Source organism: Clostridium oryzae (assembly GCF_002029235.1).
Taxonomy (GTDB): domain Bacteria; phylum Bacillota; class Clostridia; order Clostridiales; family Clostridiaceae; genus Clostridium_AE; species Clostridium_AE oryzae.
Map to the genome: position 1 here is coordinate 1 of NZ_MZGV01000049.1, position 19,218 is coordinate 19,218.

12 protein-coding genes and 1 other annotated feature are annotated in these 19,218 nt (G+C 32.9%); of the genes, 8 read left to right on the top strand and 4 right to left on the bottom strand.

Annotated elements, in window-relative coordinates:
* Positions 1 to 499 precede the first annotated feature (499 nt).
* The 7 genes from CLORY_RS16975 (at position 500) to CLORY_RS17005 (ending at position 11,735) form a co-directional block, all read left to right on the top strand.
* Positions 500 to 1,219 (top strand): lantibiotic protection ABC transporter ATP-binding protein, encoded by a 720-nt coding sequence (locus tag CLORY_RS16975; RefSeq protein WP_079426686.1) that lies wholly within the window; start codon positions 500 to 502, stop codon positions 1,217 to 1,219.
* On the top strand, positions 1,212 to 1,976 hold the full coding sequence (locus CLORY_RS16980) for a lantibiotic immunity ABC transporter MutE/EpiE family permease subunit (protein ID WP_079426688.1): 765 nt from the start codon (positions 1,212 to 1,214) through the stop codon (positions 1,974 to 1,976). The genes CLORY_RS16975 and CLORY_RS16980 overlap by 8 nt, the downstream gene beginning before the upstream one ends.
* 4 nt (positions 1,977 to 1,980) lie before the next feature.
* Complete coding sequence (locus tag CLORY_RS16985) at positions 1,981 to 2,823, top strand: lantibiotic immunity ABC transporter MutG family permease subunit (protein WP_079426689.1); 843 nt, start codon at positions 1,981 to 1,983, stop codon at positions 2,821 to 2,823.
* A gap of 11 nt (positions 2,824 to 2,834) precedes the next feature.
* Positions 2,835 to 3,536, top strand: coding sequence for a response regulator transcription factor (locus CLORY_RS16990; RefSeq protein WP_079426691.1), 702 nt, complete (start codon positions 2,835 to 2,837; stop codon positions 3,534 to 3,536).
* A 2-nt stretch (positions 3,537 to 3,538) separates the two neighbouring features.
* On the top strand, positions 3,539 to 4,975 hold the full coding sequence (locus CLORY_RS16995) for a sensor histidine kinase (RefSeq protein WP_169911662.1): 1,437 nt from the start codon (positions 3,539 to 3,541) through the stop codon (positions 4,973 to 4,975).
* A gap of 373 nt (positions 4,976 to 5,348) precedes the next feature.
* Positions 5,349 to 5,570 (top strand) — a binding site (T-box leader).
* Between the two features lie 58 nt (positions 5,571 to 5,628).
* Complete coding sequence (gene leuS / locus CLORY_RS17000; RefSeq protein ID WP_079426694.1) at positions 5,629 to 8,046, top strand: leucine--tRNA ligase; 2,418 nt, start codon at positions 5,629 to 5,631, stop codon at positions 8,044 to 8,046.
* Positions 8,047 to 8,774: 728 nt separating this feature from the next.
* The gene (locus CLORY_RS17005) at positions 8,775 to 11,735 is read left to right on the top strand and encodes an Ig-like domain-containing protein (RefSeq protein WP_079426696.1); all 2,961 of its coding nucleotides are present in this window, start codon (positions 8,775 to 8,777) and stop codon (positions 11,733 to 11,735) included.
* 139 nt (positions 11,736 to 11,874) lie between these two features.
* Here the strand turns inward: CLORY_RS17005 and cysS are convergent, their stop codons facing one another.
* From cysS to pdxR, 4 genes are all read right to left on the bottom strand, one after another.
* On the bottom strand, positions 11,875 to 13,290 hold the full coding sequence (cysS, locus tag CLORY_RS17010) for a cysteine--tRNA ligase (RefSeq protein WP_079426697.1): 1,416 nt from the start codon (positions 13,288 to 13,290) through the stop codon (positions 11,875 to 11,877).
* A 209-nt stretch (positions 13,291 to 13,499) separates the two neighbouring features.
* Entirely contained in the window at positions 13,500 to 15,014 is a 1,515-nt protein-coding gene (locus CLORY_RS17015) for a S8 family serine peptidase (RefSeq protein WP_079426699.1), read from the bottom strand.
* Positions 15,015 to 15,215: 201 nt separating this feature from the next.
* Positions 15,216 to 16,124 carry a polysaccharide deacetylase family protein gene (locus CLORY_RS17020; RefSeq protein ID WP_079426701.1) on the bottom strand — a complete coding sequence of 303 codons (909 nt, stop codon included), beginning with the start codon at positions 16,122 to 16,124 and terminating at the stop codon, positions 15,216 to 15,218.
* A gap of 222 nt (positions 16,125 to 16,346) precedes the next feature.
* Positions 16,347 to 17,756 carry a MocR-like pyridoxine biosynthesis transcription factor PdxR gene (pdxR, locus tag CLORY_RS17025; RefSeq protein ID WP_079426703.1) on the bottom strand — a complete coding sequence of 470 codons (1,410 nt, stop codon included), beginning with the start codon at positions 17,754 to 17,756 and terminating at the stop codon, positions 16,347 to 16,349.
* A 135-nt stretch (positions 17,757 to 17,891) separates the two neighbouring features.
* Here pdxR and lysA point away from each other — a divergent pair, with 135 nt between their 5' ends.
* Entirely contained in the window at positions 17,892 to 19,142 is a 1,251-nt protein-coding gene (gene lysA / locus CLORY_RS17030) for a diaminopimelate decarboxylase (RefSeq protein WP_079426705.1), read from the top strand.
* Positions 19,143 to 19,218 lie beyond the last annotated feature (76 nt).

The window sequence follows — 19,218 nt, forward strand, 5'->3', positions numbered from 1 at the left end:
AAGTTTGTCCAAACATTACTTTACTAAGGATACTGACTTTTTTAAATGCTAAAATTTTGGACCCGCTACTAAAGTTTTCTATTTATCTTGTCAATATGATTTCATTTCCATTCTCTGAACACCAGTGAGGAAACTATGTGTTATGAAATCTGTGGATAACTTTGTATTCTTTTAATAAAAAAGTCCATAGAATAAAAAAGATGGGTGCAGGGAAGGCACTTCCCGCCGGTTTAAAGGGTGGGCGTAAAGATTGATAATCTTTACGTACCCACAGAGCGTTACAAAAGGGTCTGGAAGCGCAGCGGACGCCGCAGGGGCTCAAGGCCTAAATGGCCTTGAGCGAGTTGTCTGCGAGTGGTAACGAGCGAGTTAGACAACTCCGGTCCGGAGGACATAGGTCCTCCTCCGGAATCGGCGATTAGCCGATTTCTTTATAGATTTTTTATAAATTGCTCCTATACTAAATGAGAAGTCAGGAAAAGTAATGGGAGGACTTAAGATGGATAAATATATTTTAGAAACAAAAGCATTAAACAAATATTTTGGCAAGCAGCTGGCAGTAAATAATATTTCATTAAAAGTGAGGGAGGGGTCTATATATGGACTTTTAGGACCCAATGGAGCTGGAAAGTCAACAACACTAAAGACGATAACTGGGCTTTTACATGCCACAAGAGGAGAGATACTTATAGACGGTAACAAATGGAACAGAAAACAGCTTGAGAATATAGGCGCACTTATTGAAGCACCAGCTATATATGGTAATTTGAGTGCTAGAGACAATCTCAGGGTTCATACAAAACTTATGAATATACCTGAGAGCAGAATAGATGAAGTATTAAAAATCGTTGATTTAACAGATACAGGCAAGAAGAAATCATCACAGTTTTCCCTTGGAATGAAGCAGAGGCTTGGCATAGCTATTGCACTGCTGGGAAAGCCTAAATTGCTCATATTAGATGAACCTACCAATGGTCTTGATCCTATAGGTATTCAAGAATTAAGAGCACTTATAAAATCTTTTCCGAAGCAAGGTATAACAGTTATTATATCAAGCCACATACTTTCAGAGGTTCAGCACACTGCAGAATATGTTGGGATAATCAATAATGGACAGCTTAAATACGAAGGCAAAATAGATGAAAACATAGACCTTGAGAGTTTATTCATGAAAGTTGTAATGGGAGATAGTAGAGGAGGTAGTACATTAAATGCTTAGAATTTTTCAAACAGAATTTATTAAGTCAAAGGATACCTTCGTAAGATGGTTAACAGCTATTATACCTATATTTTGTGTATGGTTACTAATATTTATAAATAGAAGCGTAAAAATGAATGGTGTATCTAAATGGGATATGGCGCTGTGCTTACTATTCAATTGGTGGTCGGCAATGCTTCTTCCATTAACAATTGCGTTGATATGTTCGCTGGTAAATTCACAAGAGAAAAAGTCTGGAAACTATAGAACTTTAAGATTGCACTATATATCACCAGCTAATATATGGATAGGAAAAATATTTATTATAGCCTTTTATATGTTTGTGACTTCCGTAATATTTTTAGTAGCAACAATCATAGCTGGAAGATTACTTATAGGTGGGGGACAGATACCCTTAAATAAAATAATTTCAGCAATTGCAGTTATTTGGATTACATCACTAGCTATAATACCGGTTCAGCTTTTTATTTCTACCTGGAAAGGTACCGCTTTAAGTATTGTAGTGGCAACAGCAGGAGTTGTGTTAGCGGTAGTTACAATGACAACTAAGCTTTGGTATCTTGTTCCATGGAATATAGCTCCGAGGTTAATGTGCCCAATAGTAAGAGTAAATGTAAATGGATTGTATATCAAAAATTCTGCAAATCCTTTACTTGATAAAAGTGTTATTTCATTAGGAATTATATCAGCTTTATGTATGTTTCTTGTATTTACTCTAATAACATCATTTTGGTTTAGTAGAAGAGAGGTGAAATGATTCTATGAAATTTTATAGAATATTATGCTCAGAGTGGCTAAAAACTAAAAACACCGCTATACGAAAACTAATGATTAGCATTCCAATTCTATATACAGGTTCAATACTTGCATATATATTTACTCACACTATAAAAGGTAATGCGGCAGTTACGATATTTGATGCATTTTTTCAAATATGGACATATGCTATTTTGCCTATAGGGGCTGGTCTTATAACTTCTCTTATGGTTGGTCAGGAGGAACAGGCTGGTGAATTCAATGGCTTTTTAGGTACATCTTTTTCTAAAATGAGTATGTACTTGGGAAAATTATTAATGGTATTTTTTATATCAACAATGAGCTTGCTAATATCTGTGATTTTACTGTTTGCTGGATTGAAAATCAGAGCTGTTTATATGCCGAATGCCTATAACATAGATATGAATATTAAAATATTTTTACAAGCGGTTGCTTTGGCACAGGGTTCAGCTATGCCAATATTTATAATACAACTGTGTATAGCATTGGCTTTTGGAAAAGGTGCTTCAATAGGTTTAGGCTGTGGAGGAAGTCTAATATCTGGAATTATTGGAGGTACTAGGTTAGGTGATAGTATGTGGAAGTTTATACCTTGGACGCTTCCGATTCGTATGTCTGATTACTTAAAGTTCTTTATGTATCATAGGGTTAAAAATATAAACAAAATTGAAGTTATAGGAGCAGATTATATTGCAAAAGGAACATTGAATTTTATCAGCAAAGAAGTATTTGGAGGAGCAATAGCTACACTGCTCATTTCAATAATACTTATATTTTTAGCTACAATATGGTTTAATAGATGGGAAGGACGAAAAGTTTACGATTAAGGAGTTTTGATATGAGCAAGATTCTTGTAATAGATGATGAAGAACAACTGGTTATGCTACTTAAAGATACGCTTGAAGAAAATGGACATGAAGTGTTAACTGCATTCGATGGTATAGAAGGAATTGAAAAAGCGAGAATGGCTCCAGATATTATAATCTTAGATGTGATGATGCCTAATATGGACGGCTTTGAACTATGCAAGAAGATACGGGACGAGATAGCATGTCCGATAATATTTTTAAGTGCTAAAGCCTCTGAAACAGATAGAATACAAGGGTTGAATATTGGCGGAGATGACTATATAGTTAAGCCATTTGGTCTTAATGAGCTTATGGCAAAAATAGAAGCACATCTGAGAAGGGAAAAGAGAGCGCAATATATTAATGCCAAAAATAAAAGAGAGGAACTTTTTTTCGGAAAAGCTTTTATAGATTTAAGGCAGAGAACCTTCAGAGTTGGAGATTGCTATATTGAATTTACAAAGAGGGAATTTGATTTAATAGAATTTCTTGCACTTCATCCAGGACAGATTTTTTCGAGGGAACAGATATATGAGAGAATATGGGGTTATGATGCAGAAGGTGACTATCTTACTGTTAATGAACATGTGAAAAAGATAAGGGCTAAACTTTCAAAAGTGGACAAGGACACAGAGTACATTTCTACTGTATGGGGTATTGGTTATAAATGGAACAGAAGAGGAGTTCTGTAATTATGGAAAAGTTAACTCTGAAAAAACAATATATAATATACTTTGTACTTATAATAACACTAAGCTTAGGTGCCACAATTATTCATGGGGTTATAAGCTATGTTATATATGCGAATATACAATACAAGTGGACGAAACCAGCTAATTATTATGAGCAACAGATTCCTAGCATTAAGAAAATGATAAAAAGCCGGGGGACAGTCCTACTCAAAATTAGCAAAAAACAGTATATGGAAAAGAAAATACCAGCTAAAGGGATAAAATATCAGGTGTTTGATCAAAATGGCAATTATATATATGGAACATATAAAGATAGAGTTGTCAAATCAAAAAAAGAGTTATATGATTCAATAAATATAGATAATATTAACTGGAATTACGTTAGAAGTATAATTCCTCTTATAGATAAGAACGGAACTATTCGGGGTGGAGTTTTTCTGGCTTATAGAGTTAAAGCTACATATTCAAACGGATTTCATAGGATAATAATTATGGCTATGGCTGGGCTATTACTTTTATCCCCATTTATCTATATCATCATTTTTACGTTGATATTTTCACGTAGATTTGTTAGAGGAATAAATAAGCCGATCAGTTTATTAAAAGAAGCTTCTCACAAAATAAGAGAGAATGATCTTGATTTTTCTATAGATTATGATTATAAAAATGAACTTGGGGAACTATGCAGAGATTTTGAAGATATGAAAACAGCACTTCAGCTTTCTCTTGTAGCTCAGTGGAAGGCAGAGCAGGAGAGACAGGAAAATGTTCAGGCGTTAGCTCATGATTTAAAAACGCCGCTTTCAATTATACAGGGTTATACGGAAGCACTTTTAAATGGAAATCTGGAAAACAAGGAAAAGACGGAAAGATATTTGAAAGTTGTTAATGAGAATTCTATTAAAAGTTCTAATGTTGTTAGGGAAATGCAGTATGCATCTGAAATTGATAGTGAAAAAATGACCGTACAGAAAGAGGAACTTGATATTGAAAAATTTTTAAATAAAAAGGCAGAAAATTACAGAATACTCTCTGCTTCAAAAAATATAACTATAGAGTTGGGTGTAAAAAAAGCAGATAAGGTATTATCTAAATATAGAGTGGATAAAGAAAAATTGGACAGAATATTAGATAACATAGTTACTAACAGCATTAGATATACTCCAAGTAATGGTATCATAAACATAGAGCTGAAACTGGAGAGAAAATGCATGGAGTTTCAAGTTTATAATTCGGGAGAGGCTTTTACAGAGGAAGAACTGAAAAATGTATTTAGTAGATTCTACAGAGCTGATAAAGCTAGATCGAGCAAGGATGGTCATGCAGGACTTGGACTTTATATTGTTAAGAAGCTTGTGGAGTTTCAAGGAGGAAGTATAGAAGCGAAAAATACTGAGGAAAATAGAGCATGTATTAGTTTTGTTTTGTACGATATGTAAATAAAAGACGAATTAAGAGAAAAGAGAAAAGAGTAAAGAGAAGAGAGAAAAGTGAAGGAAAAAATTCCGCTGTGCAGAATTTCTGAGAATTTAAATCTGATTATCCGCGACAATTTTTTAAAAACTAAGACTATACCTAGTATTACAAAAAAAATTATCTAAATAATTAAGAGTCTCTATACAATCAAAATTCAGCATGGCTGAATTTTAACCTTCACTTTTCTCTTATCTCTTTTCTCTTTACTCTCCTACCTATTTAATGCACTTTCTCTAAACTATTCCGTCTAGAGCATTTACTTCGCAATTTATTTAAATTTTAAATATAATATTGATTATTTAATGTCACTTTTGATATAATAATGTATAAATGAATATTAAAGCATTGAAGGAAAGTATTAGAGAACATGCTGATATAGAGAGTTACTGGCTGGTGAAAAGTAATGAAAGTGTGCACTTGAACTCGTTCTGGAGCTGTCAGAATGATTAGTAGTTCTGATCGGTAGTTACCGTTACTGATGCATTTAAGTGGGAAATTGTGTCTTATACTGATTCATGATTTTCAATTAGAGTGGTACCGCGAGCCTTCGCCTCTAAAATGAGGAAGAAGGTTTTTTTATTGATAAATTTATTAATGAACTAGGAGGCTTGATTTAATGGCTGTAAAAGAATATAGACCAGAATTAATCGAAAAAAAATGGCAAGATGTGTGGGATAAGGAAGAGGCATATAAAACAAGTGATGATAAAACTAAACCTAAATACTATGCATTAGTTGAATTCCCATATCCATCAGGACAGGGACTTCATGTAGGTCATCCAAGACCTTACACTGCAATGGATATCATTGCCAGAAAGAGGAGAATGGAAGGTTACAATGTTTTATTTCCAATGGGATGGGATGCATTTGGACTTCCGACAGAAAATTTTGCAATAAAGAATAAGATTCATCCAAAGATTGTAACAAAGAACAATGTTGCTAGATTTAAAAAGCAGTTGAAATCTATAGGATATTCTTTTGACTGGTCAAGAGAGATAAATACTACTGACCCTGAATATTACAAGTGGACACAATGGATATTTATAAAATTATTCAAAAAAGGTCTTGCATATAAATCTGAAATGCCTATAAACTGGTGTACTCAATGTAAGGTCGGACTTGCAAATGAGGAAGTTGTAAATGGTGTTTGTGAACGATGCGGAGGAGTTGTTGAGAGAAGAGTAAAGAGCCAATGGATGCTCAAGATAACAGATTATGCTGATAAACTTCTTAAAGATTTAGACAAGGTAGATTATATAGATAGGGTCAAAACTCAGCAGAGAAATTGGATAGGACGTTCAGAAGGAGCAGAAGTAAACTTTAAGTTATCAGGAAAAGAAGAACATCTTACTGTATATACAACAAGACCAGACACATTGTTTGGAGCTACTTACATGGTAGTTTCACCTGAACATCCTATTATAGATAAGTATAAAGCTGAGATAAAAAATTGGCAGGCTATAGTTGATTATAGGGAAGAAGCTGCTAAGAAATCAGATTTTGAAAGAACAGAGCTAGTTAAAGAAAAGACTGGTGTGCCTATTGAGGGTATTACAGCTATAAATCCTGTAAATGGTAAAGAGATTCCTGTATGGATATCAGATTATGTATTAATGTCCTATGGAACAGGAGCTATAATGGCTGTACCAGCTCATGATGAAAGAGACTGGGATTTTGCAAAGAAGTTTAATCTTCCTATAATTGAAGTTGTAAAAGGCGGAAATGTTCAAGAAGCAGCATTTACTGATGTAGCTACTGGAAAGCTTGTAAATTCAGGATTCCTTGATGGCCTTGAAGTAAGCGAGGCAAAGAAGAAGATAATAGAATGGCTTCGGGAAAAAGGAATAGGGATTAAGAAGGTAAATTACAAATTAAGAGATTGGGTATTCTCAAGACAGAGATATTGGGGCGAACCTATTCCTCTTGTAAAATGTGAAAAGTGCGGCTGGGTTCCAATTCCAGAAGAAGAACTTCCGCTTACATTACCAGAGGTAGATAATTATATGCCTACAGACAATGGTGAATCACCAATAGCTAATATGACAGAGTGGGTGGAAACAACATGTCCTCATTGTGGAGGAAAAGCTAAGAGAGAAACTGATACAATGCCTCAATGGGCAGGTTCTTCCTGGTATTTCTTAAGATATATGGATCCTCACAACAAAGATATGTTTGCATCAAAGGAAAATATAGAATATTGGTCGCCAGTAGACTGGTATAACGGTGGTATGGAGCATACTACACTTCATCTGCTGTATTCAAGATTCTGGCATAAATTCTTATATGATGAAGGTTATGTATCTACTCCTGAACCTTATAACAGAAGAACTTCTCATGGTATGATTCTTGGTGAGAACAATGAAAAAATGTCTAAATCTAGAGGAAATGTAATAAATCCAGATGATATCGTAAATGAGTTTGGTGCTGATACTTTAAGAACTTATGAAATGTTTATAGGAGCTTTTGAGCTTAATGCTTCTTGGTCTCAGCAGGGAGTTAGGGGCTGCAGAAGGTTTCTTGAAAGAGTATGGAGACTTCAGGATATGGTAGTTACTGGAGATGAATACTCAAAAGAGCTTGAGTCAAACTTCCATAAGACTATTAAAAAAGTAAGCCAGGATTTTGAAGCACTTAAATTCAATACTGCAATTGCTGCGATGATGGCGTTGATTAATGATATATATGCAGCAGGAAAGATCACTCAAGGTGAGATAAAAACTTTCTTGACGCTTTTATGTCCTGTAGCACCTCATATTGTTGAAGAAATATGGGAGAATTTGGGCTTTAAACAGAGAGTATATCAGCAGAAATGGCCTGTATGGGATGAGAAGAAGACTATCGATAGCACTGTTGAAATTGCGGTACAGGTAAATGGTAAAGTTAAAGCTACTATTTCAATTGATGTAAAGGAAGAAAAAGATTCTGTTAAGCAAAAGATAATGGCTAATGACAATGTTAAGGCGGCAATTGCTGATAAGAATGTTGTAAAAGAAATCTATGTACCAGGAAGAATATACAATATTGTTGTAAAATAGTAATAGGTTTAAATTCGCGGTTAATAGCTTAGACTTAGCTGTAACAAGTAAATAGCTAGAAGTTTAAAATGAGGAATTTGGAATGAGTAAAAAAGTTCAGCCAAGCTGAACTTCATCCTGAATTCCTCATTTATAATTCTTAATTTCTAAACAGTTTATAATGATGCTGTATTTTTTAAATGTCAATATTTTTGTCTGAAAAAAATCAAAAATAATATATCGTTAATTTTTATTTAAATCATTTTTATTTAACCTAATTTTAATATAACGTGATTATAATAATAATCAATAAATAATTTATGTAAGGGGTGAAAGAAACATGAATGCAAATGAGAAGAAAGAAGCAGAAATTTTTGTTATAACGCAGGAGGTTATTGATGAGTGCTTAAATGAAGCTATAGATGCAGTGGAGGTGCCAGAAGCGTAAACCTAAACCATTAATAATATATAAATTAATTAGATAGGATTTAATTAAATTCCATTTATGAAATGGTGAAAGGTAGATTTTTAATTGAATATTTACTATAAAAGTGAACAATAAAAAGCCGGTAAATTCGAAGAATTTGCTGGCTTTTTATTGTATGGAAATCGTAAGAGATGTTCCTTAACAGACGAAAATCATTTTTTCTCTTTCTATAATAAAATATAGCGATGTATTTAATTAAAGTTTATAGTATAATTAAATATATTACATAAATCATTATATTAAGGGGTTTGGTGGTGAAGAAGTGAAAAAACAAAAGAGTTTACTTATACTATTTATGTCACTTATTTTTATGTTTTATGGTATTGCTCCTATAGAAGTTCATACGACTACACTTCCGCCGAGAATGGCATTAGATTCTTTAAAGAATAATATGGTTGTAAGCAGCGATGAGCTACTAATAAAGGGATGGGCAATTAACTCATCTGGTGTAGATAAAGTAAATATATATGTGGACGGTAAATTTAAAGCTGCAGCATCTTATGGAAGTATTAGGAGTGATGTTAGTAGATTATATCCTAATCATATGAATTCTAATAAGTCAGGGTATTCATACAAGCTTTCAGTAGTAACTTTAAAAACTGGTACACATAAAATAACAGTACAAGCCGTCGGAAGAAATAAAACAATAGCTTCTATCAGTAGATATTTCGTTGTGACGAATTTGCCAAAGGTAAAGCTAGAAAGTATAAAAGATAATCAAGTAATTGAAAATAAAAGCATAAGTGTAAAAGGATGGGCTATAGCGAAAGCGGGAATTAACAAAGTAAAAGTGTTTGTGGATGATAAATACATTGGATCTGCTAAATATGGAATTAAACGTTCAGATATCAAAAAGCTTTATCCTTCATATATAAATTCATATCAATCCGGTTATCAATATACCATAGACATAAACAAGCTGTTGGCGGGAAGGCATAAAATAACTGTACAAGCTATAGATAAAAAGGGTGTAAGCATATCTACATATAAGTATGTAACAGTAAAAAAATCAGTTCCAATAGTAAAAATAGAAACTCCTATAGAGGGATATATATATGATAATGTTAATGTATTGATAAAAGGCTGGGCTGTAAACGATTCTGGAGTTAAAGCAGTTAATCTTTATTTAGATGGTAAGTATTTGGCGAAAGCTGCATATGGTGCAAGCAGGCCGGATATTTTCAACAAGTATTCGCAGTATAGGAATTCTAAATATAGTGGTTTTACATATAAAATAGATATTCGTAAGTTAAGTAATGGAAAACATAAGATATCAGTGGAAGCTGTTGGGAATGATGGCAGTAAAGTCAGTGATTCTAGAAATGTAGAGAAAAATAAATTGGTTACTCAGGGGGCTTTAGAAAAACCGTCAGATGGAGCGGACATAGATGATGGAAATATCACTTTAACAGGATGGGCTATAAATAAAAAAGGCATAAAATCAATAAAGGTATATTTGAATGATAAATATAAAAAGACGATTTATGTTGGGGTAAGCAGATCGGATATAGTAAGGAAGTATCCTGAATATCCTATAAAGTACACTTCTGCCAGCGGATACAGCACTACGATTGATACATATACTACCAGGGCAGGAAAAGGTGTTGTAAAAGTTGTTGTTACAGCTAATGACGGTACAGTTAAAACATACATGAAGACAGTAAATATCATAAAAAAACCAGCTAAATTATGCATTGATACGCCTAAAGTTAATGATGTAGTTAAAGAGTCCACAATAAACATAAAAGGCTGGGCGTTAAATGATTCTGGTATTAAAGAAGTTCAGGTAAACCTTGATGGTAAGTTTATTAGCAAAGCAACTATAGGAATTGTAAGAAAAGATGTAAACAGCAAATATAAAAGCTACAGGTTTGGAGATAAAAGTGGGTTTGAATACACTATGGATTCCAGTACTCTATCTATTGGCAAGCATACAATAACAGTTAAAGCTATTGGTTATGATGGTACATATATTTCAAGTTCAGTTAACGTAACAATGTATGGAATAGTACAATACAGATCATATCCGGTTACTTTAAAGAGTTTTGTAGATATGGAACTTAATAAAGGCGGAAATGTATACGGAAACACTGCTGTTTCAGCTAGTAGGAGTCAGATTAAATATTATATGAATCCTGCTAACTTTTGGAATAGTGAAAGCGGAAAGTATATGTTTTTGAAACTTAGCTATTTTCCTGGAATAAGCAAAGCTGACCTAAACACAATTCTAAAAGGAAAAGGAGTGCTGGATGGGAAAGAAAGCATATTTTTACAGGCTGGCAAAGAAAGCAATGTAAATCCTATATATCTGGTTTCACATGCTCTTTTAGAAACAGGTAATGGAACTTCAAAATTAAGCAATGGTTCTTTAGTTGTAAATGGAAAGAAAGTCTATAATATGTATGGCATAGGGGCAGTGGATGGCAACGCAAATACAGCAGGTGCTCAAAAAGCTTATAATGAAGGATGGTATTCTGCGGATTCAGCTATATTAGGCGGAGCTAAATTCATATCTGCAAATTATGTAAACAATAGATATACGCCACAAGATACGTTGTACGAAATGAGATGGAATTACGACAATATGGGACACCAGTATGCAACAGATGTACGTTGGGCAGGTAATCAATTAATTAATATAAAAAGATTGGTTGATCTAATGAGCTCATCTACATTCTATTACAAGGTTCCTAAGTTCAAGACACCTTCGACACCTGTAGTAACAATAGATGCAGCATATGGCGGAAACGAGACTGGGGTAACGGCTAATGGAATTACAGAAAAGAACCTGACAAAGGATATGGCAGTTAGAATAGGTAATGTTCTAAAGAAGAGTGGAATTAAAGTAGTATATACAAGGAGTAATGATAGTACGGTATCTGTAGACCAAAGAGTAAGTATATCAAATACAGCAGGATCAGACTACTTTGTGTCAATACAGGCTCACGATAAATATATATACTATTATCCGAGCAGTAAAAGTAAGCTGGGAAGCGAAATGGCAAAGGCTATAAACAGCGCTATCAATACTTTCAATATATCGAAAACATCAACAAAAGAAACCAAAAACATAACAATTTTATCAAAAACAAATTCACCGGCAGTGCTGCTAAATGTTGGCGATATTAGAGACTCTGATCAAGCTGAATTTTTAACTGATAGTACATATAAAAACGAGATTTCTAAGGAGATAGCAAATCAGATTATAGATTTTGTAAAGTAGTAAAAAAGATGAGAAACCCAGGGAGACATTTTTTAGACTCCGTCGGTTTCTCATTTTTATTTGTTTATAGAAACTTGTGTTTTTGATATTCGTGGATAACTAAAGATTAAATCTTGTATTATGGAACAGATAAAAAGAGTTATTGTTTATACTTCCAAGTAGTGCCTTCTCTTGTATCTAGTAGTTCTACACTTTTTTCTAGAAGCATATTTCTTATAGCATCAGCCTTTGCCCAATCCTTTTGCTTTCTAGCTTCATTTCTTTGTGCTATAAGTTTTTCTATTTCTTCGTTATGCTCAGGAGCAGTTTCTGGCTGGACTTCTTCAACTGTCAGATTCAACGAAAATACATTATCAAAATCTTCTATAAGGTATATTTTTTCACTATTGTTTAGAGAAGCATCTTTTATAACATCCAGCAATACAGTAAAGGCATTTGCAAAATTCAAATCATCACTTATCTGTGATTTAAAGTTATCTATGAATGGAGTTATTTTTTCAGTGGAGACTTCTTCACCTTGAACCTTATTATCTAATATGTTTTTTATTCTAGCCTTTATTCTCTTAAAAGCATTTTTAGCATCAGTTAAGTTTTCATAAGTGAATACAAGCTGCTTTCTGTATTTTGACTGAAGGCAGAAGTATCTGTAATCAAGAGGACTAAATCCTTTTTCTATTAATTTATCTACTGTTAGAAAGTCTCCAGTAGATTTCGACATTTTTCCATTATTGAGTACTAGAAATTCACCATGCATCCAATAATTAACCCATTTATGTCCAATGGCTCCTTCGGATTGAGCAATTTCATTAGTATGATGTATAGGAATATGATCTACTCCGCCGCAGTGGATATCTATATATTCTCCCAAATATTTAATAGACATCGTAGAGCATTCTATATGCCATCCTGGAAAACCTACTCCCCAAGGAGAATCCCACTGCATTATCTGATTTTTAAACTTTGAATTTGTAAACCATAAAACAAAGTCTAGAGGATTTTTCTTATGTTTATCAACTTCTACTCTGCTGCCGGCTTCTAACTCTTCCATACTAAGGTTAGCTAATTTGTTATAATCCTTAAACTTATCAATGGAGTAATATACGTTGCCATTAGCAATGTAAGTATATCCTTTTTCTTCTAATATTTTTATAAAATTAATCATATCCTGTATATGATCTGTTGCCTTGCAAACAACAGTAGGTCTTTCAATATTTAGCCTCTTGCAATCATTAAAAAAGGCATCTTCATAGAATTTTGCAATTTCCCAAACAGTTTTCTTTTCTCTTGTTGCACCAAGTAACATTTTATCGTCACCTTCATCACTATCTGATTGCAGATGACCAACGTCTGTTATATTCATTACATGCTTAACTTTATATCCCATATACTTTAAAGACTTTTTTAGTACGTCTTCAAATATATAGGTCCTTAAGTTACCGATGTGGGCATAATTATATACAGTAGGTCCACAGGTATACATTCCAACCTTACCTTCGTGAACGGGTACAAAATCTTCTTTTTTCTTCGTCAGTGTATTATAGATATTAAAAGTCATAATATATTTCAATCCCTTCTTAATCGATAGAAAAAGTCATTATAAAACTATTTTAAGTTTAATAAAATAAAGTTGTCAACAGTTTAAGGGTAAATTGTTGACAACTTTTAAAAGAAGTACAAGATATATTTAATTTATGGATCAATAATTACCAATTGTTTTTTGTATACTTCTTATTTAAAGTAGCTTTATGCTGCTAATCAATTTTTCTAGTTATCGTCAATTGATACAGATTTGTTAACTGTATCAACAACCAAGCCTTTTGAATTAGTTACTGTTATTTTAATATTATAATTTCCATTTGTAACTTTAGAATTTTTACTATCTTTTTTGCTCCAATTGATAGTGTGTGTCCCCTTACTTTGTGACTTTCTATTTATTAATGTCTTTATAAGTTTATCGTTGCTATCATATATTTTAATTGATATATTGGCTTTATTTGAGATACCATAGCTTATCTTTACTGAAGATGATATATTTTTTGCAGAAACTGAATTTAAGTATATTCCGTTCAAAGCCTTTTCTGCATTGATAAAACCATAACCGTAGTTTTCATCTTTACCGGGATCTCCTAAATCGGTGGAGGTTTCTTCAATTACACGTTCCACGTCAGCAGGAGTTAAGCTTGGATACTTACCAATTATCATAGCTGCTAAACCTGATACGAAAGGAGTAGCCATGGAAGTACCAGACATATATACATATTTATCCTTCAAATAAGTACTATATATATCTTGTCCAGGTGCACATATATCTACATAGTCTCCGATATATGAAAAAGGTGCTTTTGATAGATTTTTATTTACTGCTCCAACTCCTATTACATTAGGTAAAGATACAGGATAAACTTTGAGAGGTGAAGCTTCTACAAGACCAAATTTATTTCCAGCTGCAGCAACTAATACAGCACCTTTGGAATGAGCATAGTTAATTGCCTTTGCTAGTACGGAATCATACACTTTGCCTCCTAAACTCATGCTTATGACTTTTGCACCATGATCGGCAGCCCAAAATATACCGCTGGCTATCGTAAAATCATCTCCAGCCCCTGATTTATCCAGAACCTTTACAGGCATTATTTTAACGTTGTTGGCAATACCTGCGATACCTTTTTTGTTATTTATTGTAGCAGCTATAATTCCGGCTACATGGGTACCATGCCCTTGATCATCGGTAGCATCAATTTTGTTCTTTACAAAGTTGTAACCGCTTATAATGTTTCCTTTTAAGTCTGGATGATTTTTCGTAATTCCAGTATCAATTACTGCAACTATAACCTTCTTGTTAGTTTTGCTTAATTTCCATGCTTGAACTGCATTTACTTTTTTAAGTCCCCATTGCCTGCTGTAATTAGTATCATTAGGAAAAGAAGCATCCGTAGTTTTATATGTGTACACTGGCTGGGAAAATGCTACTCCCTTATCTTTGTTAATTATCGAAAGTGTATCTGAAATAGAAGATTTAGCATTTGTTAATTTCATTTTGAACATTTTATGAGTAAAATTTAATTTAGTAATTTTTCCATGAAATTTTTTAGCTAAATTTTGTGCTGTAGTATTATCGTTATAACCAACAATAACGCTATAAGAATTTTTGACATTATTAATGGCTTGTACATTTTTTGCGTAAAGCCTATGCTCTATTAGCTTGTAACCAGTAATTGTTACAAAACAGAAAATAAAAATAGTAGAAAAAGTTAATTTTTTCAGTGAAGAAAATCTCATCGCAATACCCCCTATAAAATGTAATTATTGACCAAATCCAGTATATCATATTTTATATTGAAATGTACAAGCTATTATTATATGAGTCATAGAAAACTTTTAAGAAAGAAATTGAACTATGTACAATTAAAAAGATACCCCTTCAAATTTGAAGGAATATCTTTTTAATTAGAAGCATTATTCTATGAAGGTCTAATTTAATTAATAGTAAAACTCTTGGAAGAGATAATATGGAGTTTTAACTCTTTTTTCAAAAGAAGCCAATCGATGAAATCCACTTACAAAAACTCTGTTTAGTGTAAGTATGCCATTAGATTTGTTTGTCCATTTTCCTTGAAAAGTGAAAGCCATCTTGTACCCTGCTGCTTTTTCAGCTTTTAAAGTATCCAAATTATATTTTCCAAATGGATAAGCTAGATAATCAATCTTACAATCAAGCATTTTTTCTAGGTTTTCCTTTGATTCCAATAGAGTCTTTAACTGCCTTTTATAGCTTAACTTGGCTAGATTTTCATGATTCAATGTATGGGATTCAATGTCTATATTATTTTTACGCATTTCTTTAAGCTGGTCAGAGGTCATATAATTTTTTTGCGTATCTATATAATTAGTAATAACAAATATTGTAGCTTTAAGTCCATATTTTTTTAATATAGGGTAAGCTTCGGTATAATTGTCTCTATATCCATCATCTAGAGTGATAAGCACTGATCTTTTTGGAACAGGCTCATTATTCAGAATAAAGTCATAAAATTGATCTATAGAGAGAGTAGTATAGTTGTTATCTTTTAAGTATTTCATATCAGCTTTAAACTTGATAGGATCAAGTACGAACGGATTAAAGGAAGCATGTCCAATTGAATGATACATCAAAACCGGAACACTGCTGCTATTATTTTTATATTTTGTTTTAGATGCTTTAAAATTAATAGAATTTGTTCTTGCAGATTTTACGCTTGCTTCTTTGGACAAATAGCTGTAGTAAGATTTGTTAAACTTTCTTATTGGACCATTTTTTACATATCGATAAATTTTGTTAACACAAAATACAGCAATAATAATGAGCAAGACAGCTAAAACAATTTTTAATTTTTTACCCTTATTTCTCATAAAATCTATCACCCTTTTCTAATTTATATAACCATAATTCTCATAAAAATACGCCCAATTGATTATACAATGGACAAATTATAAATACAATGCTTTTACCACTTATTGTATATATAATGTTAATTTTAATGATGGACAAGGAAATAAGATATAATTGCTCACTACAGGGCTTATATCTAACTTCCTATGACTTATTTGTACTTCCTAATTAAGCTATATATATTAAAACCAAAAATGACTAAGACGGATAATACTTTCGTTGATATTTTCAGGCTTTATTCCAGCGAAGCCCAAAAATACCATTGTAGAGTTTGTATTTTCCTTATTGAACCAGTATTTTGACGTAGGACTTACATTTACATTAGCTCTAGAAGCACTTTCTAGAAGCTCTGCTTCTGTCATTGAATTTTTAACATTTACAAGTAGATGCAGTCCAGCACCTCTACCTATTATATCTACTTTATCTTTCATTATTTCATTAATAGCAGAAACCAATAGATCGTGTTTTTTCTTATATATATTTCTCATTTTTTTAATATGTCGGCTCCAGTATCCATGTTCCATAAAAAGCTGCAGAGTTTTTTGTTCAAGCCTTGACACAGGTTGCTCATATATCATGCATTTTTTTCTATAGGAATTTACAAGTGGTTCCGGCAAAATCATGTAGCTTATGCGGATAGCGGGACTTAGGGCTTTTGAGAATGTCCCCATGTAAATTACTCTTTCACTGTTATTCATCCCTTGAAGAGAGGGGATTGGTTTACCTTGATATCTAAATTCTCCGTCATAATCGTCTTCGATGATATAACCGTTGCGTCTGCTGATTAATTCAAGTAGCATAAGTCTTTTAGCAGCTGGCATGATCATGCCGCATGGAAATTGATGAGAAGGTGTGACATAAACTATTTTACTGTTGCTTTTTATTAACCTATCGATACTTATACCATCTGCTTCGAGTTCTATCGGATTTATTTTAAATCCATTATCGATAAAAACCTTTCTAGCTCCATCATACCCAGGTTCTTCGAATGCAATTTCATTATCTATGTCTTTTAGCATAAGTGACAGCATGTATAAGCTTTGCTGAGTGCCAGCCCCTATAAGTACTTGCTCCCAGGTGCATTTTACACCCCTTGCTGCAAAAACATATCTGGCAATTTGGTCTCTAAGCTCTGGCTCACCTTGATGTTCACCATATACTAAAAGTTCTTTTAGAGAGGGACAGATACATTCATTTGATACTTTTCTCCAAAGAGAATACGGAAAGCTGTCTAGATCAATTTGGGCATTACGAAGATCAAAATTGTGACTTTCATCTGGTGGTATTTCATTAATTCTATTTAGAAATTTAGTATCATCTTTATGATGATAAACTTTTATATTCTGAAGCTTTTCTACAAAGATTCCAGAACGATTCAAGCTGTATAGATATCCTTCGGACAGCAGCTGATCATAGGCAGTAACCACGGTGTTTTTACTGATGCCAAGATAGTTTGATAGATACCTTATTGAAGGAAGTTTTTCATCTGCCTTAAGCTTATTCGTAAGTATTAGATTTCTTATATATTCATATAGCTGGTTATAAATGGGTTTGCTGCTTTTCGTATCTAAATTTGGTGTGAGTTCAAACATCGATTAATATTCCTTTCTGTACCTTTTCAAAAATTAAAAATTGTATCTTTTGAAGAGTACAATAAACTTTTATAATAATTATAACAAAAATGATGAATAATTATAAATAATTTTATTAAATGAGGTGAGCATATTATGAATTACGTTAGTGCAGAGGTTACAACAAGAAACGAATTCTATGGCAATAAAAATCCAGAACAGCTTATTCAGGAATACGGAAGTCCATTATATGTATATAATGAAAGGATATTTAGAAGCAGATGCAGAGATATGAAAAATTTAATTAAGTATAAAAACTTTAAGGTTCAATTTTCTGCTAAGGCAAACAGTAATCTTTCACTGCTTAAAATAGCGAGAGAAGAAGGGCTTAATGTAGATGCTATGTCACCAGGAGAAATTTATCTTGAACTGAAAGCAGGATTTAAGCCTGAGCAGATATTTTTTGTATGCAACAATGTATCAGCTGATGAGATGAAGTTTGCTATAGATAGCAAAGTAAATATTAGTGTAGATTCACTTTCGCAGCTAGATCTGTTAGGAAAGATAAATAGAGGAGGCAAAGTAGCTGTACGCTTTAATTCAGGAATAGGTGCAGGACATAGTGAGAAGGTGGTTACTGCAGGCAAAAATACTAAGTTTGGTGTAGATGCTAAGCTTGTTCCTGAAGTGAAGAAAATCTTAAAAAAATATGATTTGAAGCTTATTGGTATAAACCAACATATAGGTTCTCTTTTTATGGAACCAACGCCATATGTGGAAAGTGTAAAATCATTATTATCCATAGCAGAAAACTTTGAAGATCTAGAGTTTATTGATATGGGCGGCGGCTTTGGAATACCATATCATAAGCAAACAGGTGAAGATAGATTAGATATTAAGCTTCTAGGAGAACAGCTAGATGAGATAATTGAAGCATGGACTAAAAAATACGGCAAAGAAATTACCATAAAAATTGAGCCAGGAAGGTACATTCCTGCTGAGAGTTCGGTTTTGTTAGGGACAGTTTATGCGGTTAAGTTTAATGGCGAAAGAAAATATGTAGGAACAGATATAGGCTTTAATGTACTTGCACGTCCAGTAATGTATAATTCGCATCATGATGTAGAAATATATAGAAAAGATTCAGAAGCTCAAGCAAACATAGAGGAAGTAACCTTAGTTGGCAATATATGTGAAAGCGGAGATATAATAGCTAAGAATAGAAAACTTCCTGAGATGCGCGAGGGAGATATTATTGGAATACTGGATGCAGGAGCCTATGGATATGCTATGAGTTCAAACTACAACAGTAGATTAAGACCAGCAGAAATACTGATAAAAGAAGATGGAACAGAGATAGTAATAAGAAGAAGGGACACATTAGAAGATTTATTGAGGAATTTTTAAATATATTAAGAATTAAATGCTTAGGACGTAAAAGCAAAGGGAAAGTGCATTAAATAGGTATGAGAGTTAAGAGTAA

What these genes read in the sequence shown, in the direction of transcription:
- CLORY_RS16975 (WP_079426686.1), top strand. Translation starts at nt 500, where the DNA reads ATGGATAAATATATTTTAGAAACAAAAGCATTAAACAAATATTTTGGC.
- CLORY_RS16980 (WP_079426688.1), top strand. Translation starts at nt 1,212, where the DNA reads ATGCTTAGAATTTTTCAAACAGAATTTATTAAGTCAAAGGATACCTTC.
- CLORY_RS16985 (WP_079426689.1), top strand. Translation starts at nt 1,981, where the DNA reads ATGAAATTTTATAGAATATTATGCTCAGAGTGGCTAAAAACTAAAAAC.
- CLORY_RS16990 (WP_079426691.1), top strand. Translation starts at nt 2,835, where the DNA reads ATGAGCAAGATTCTTGTAATAGATGATGAAGAACAACTGGTTATGCTA.
- CLORY_RS16995 (WP_169911662.1), top strand. Translation starts at nt 3,539, where the DNA reads ATGGAAAAGTTAACTCTGAAAAAACAATATATAATATACTTTGTACTT.
- leuS (WP_079426694.1), top strand. Translation starts at nt 5,629, where the DNA reads ATGGCTGTAAAAGAATATAGACCAGAATTAATCGAAAAAAAATGGCAA.
- cysS (WP_079426697.1), bottom strand. Translation starts at nt 13,290, where the DNA reads ATGACTTTTAATATCTATAATACACTGACGAAGAAAAAAGAAGATTTT.
- CLORY_RS17015 (WP_079426699.1), bottom strand. Translation starts at nt 15,014, where the DNA reads ATGAGATTTTCTTCACTGAAAAAATTAACTTTTTCTACTATTTTTATT.
- CLORY_RS17020 (WP_079426701.1), bottom strand. Translation starts at nt 16,124, where the DNA reads ATGAGAAATAAGGGTAAAAAATTAAAAATTGTTTTAGCTGTCTTGCTC.
- pdxR (WP_079426703.1), bottom strand. Translation starts at nt 17,756, where the DNA reads ATGTTTGAACTCACACCAAATTTAGATACGAAAAGCAGCAAACCCATT.
- lysA (WP_079426705.1), top strand. Translation starts at nt 17,892, where the DNA reads ATGAATTACGTTAGTGCAGAGGTTACAACAAGAAACGAATTCTATGGC.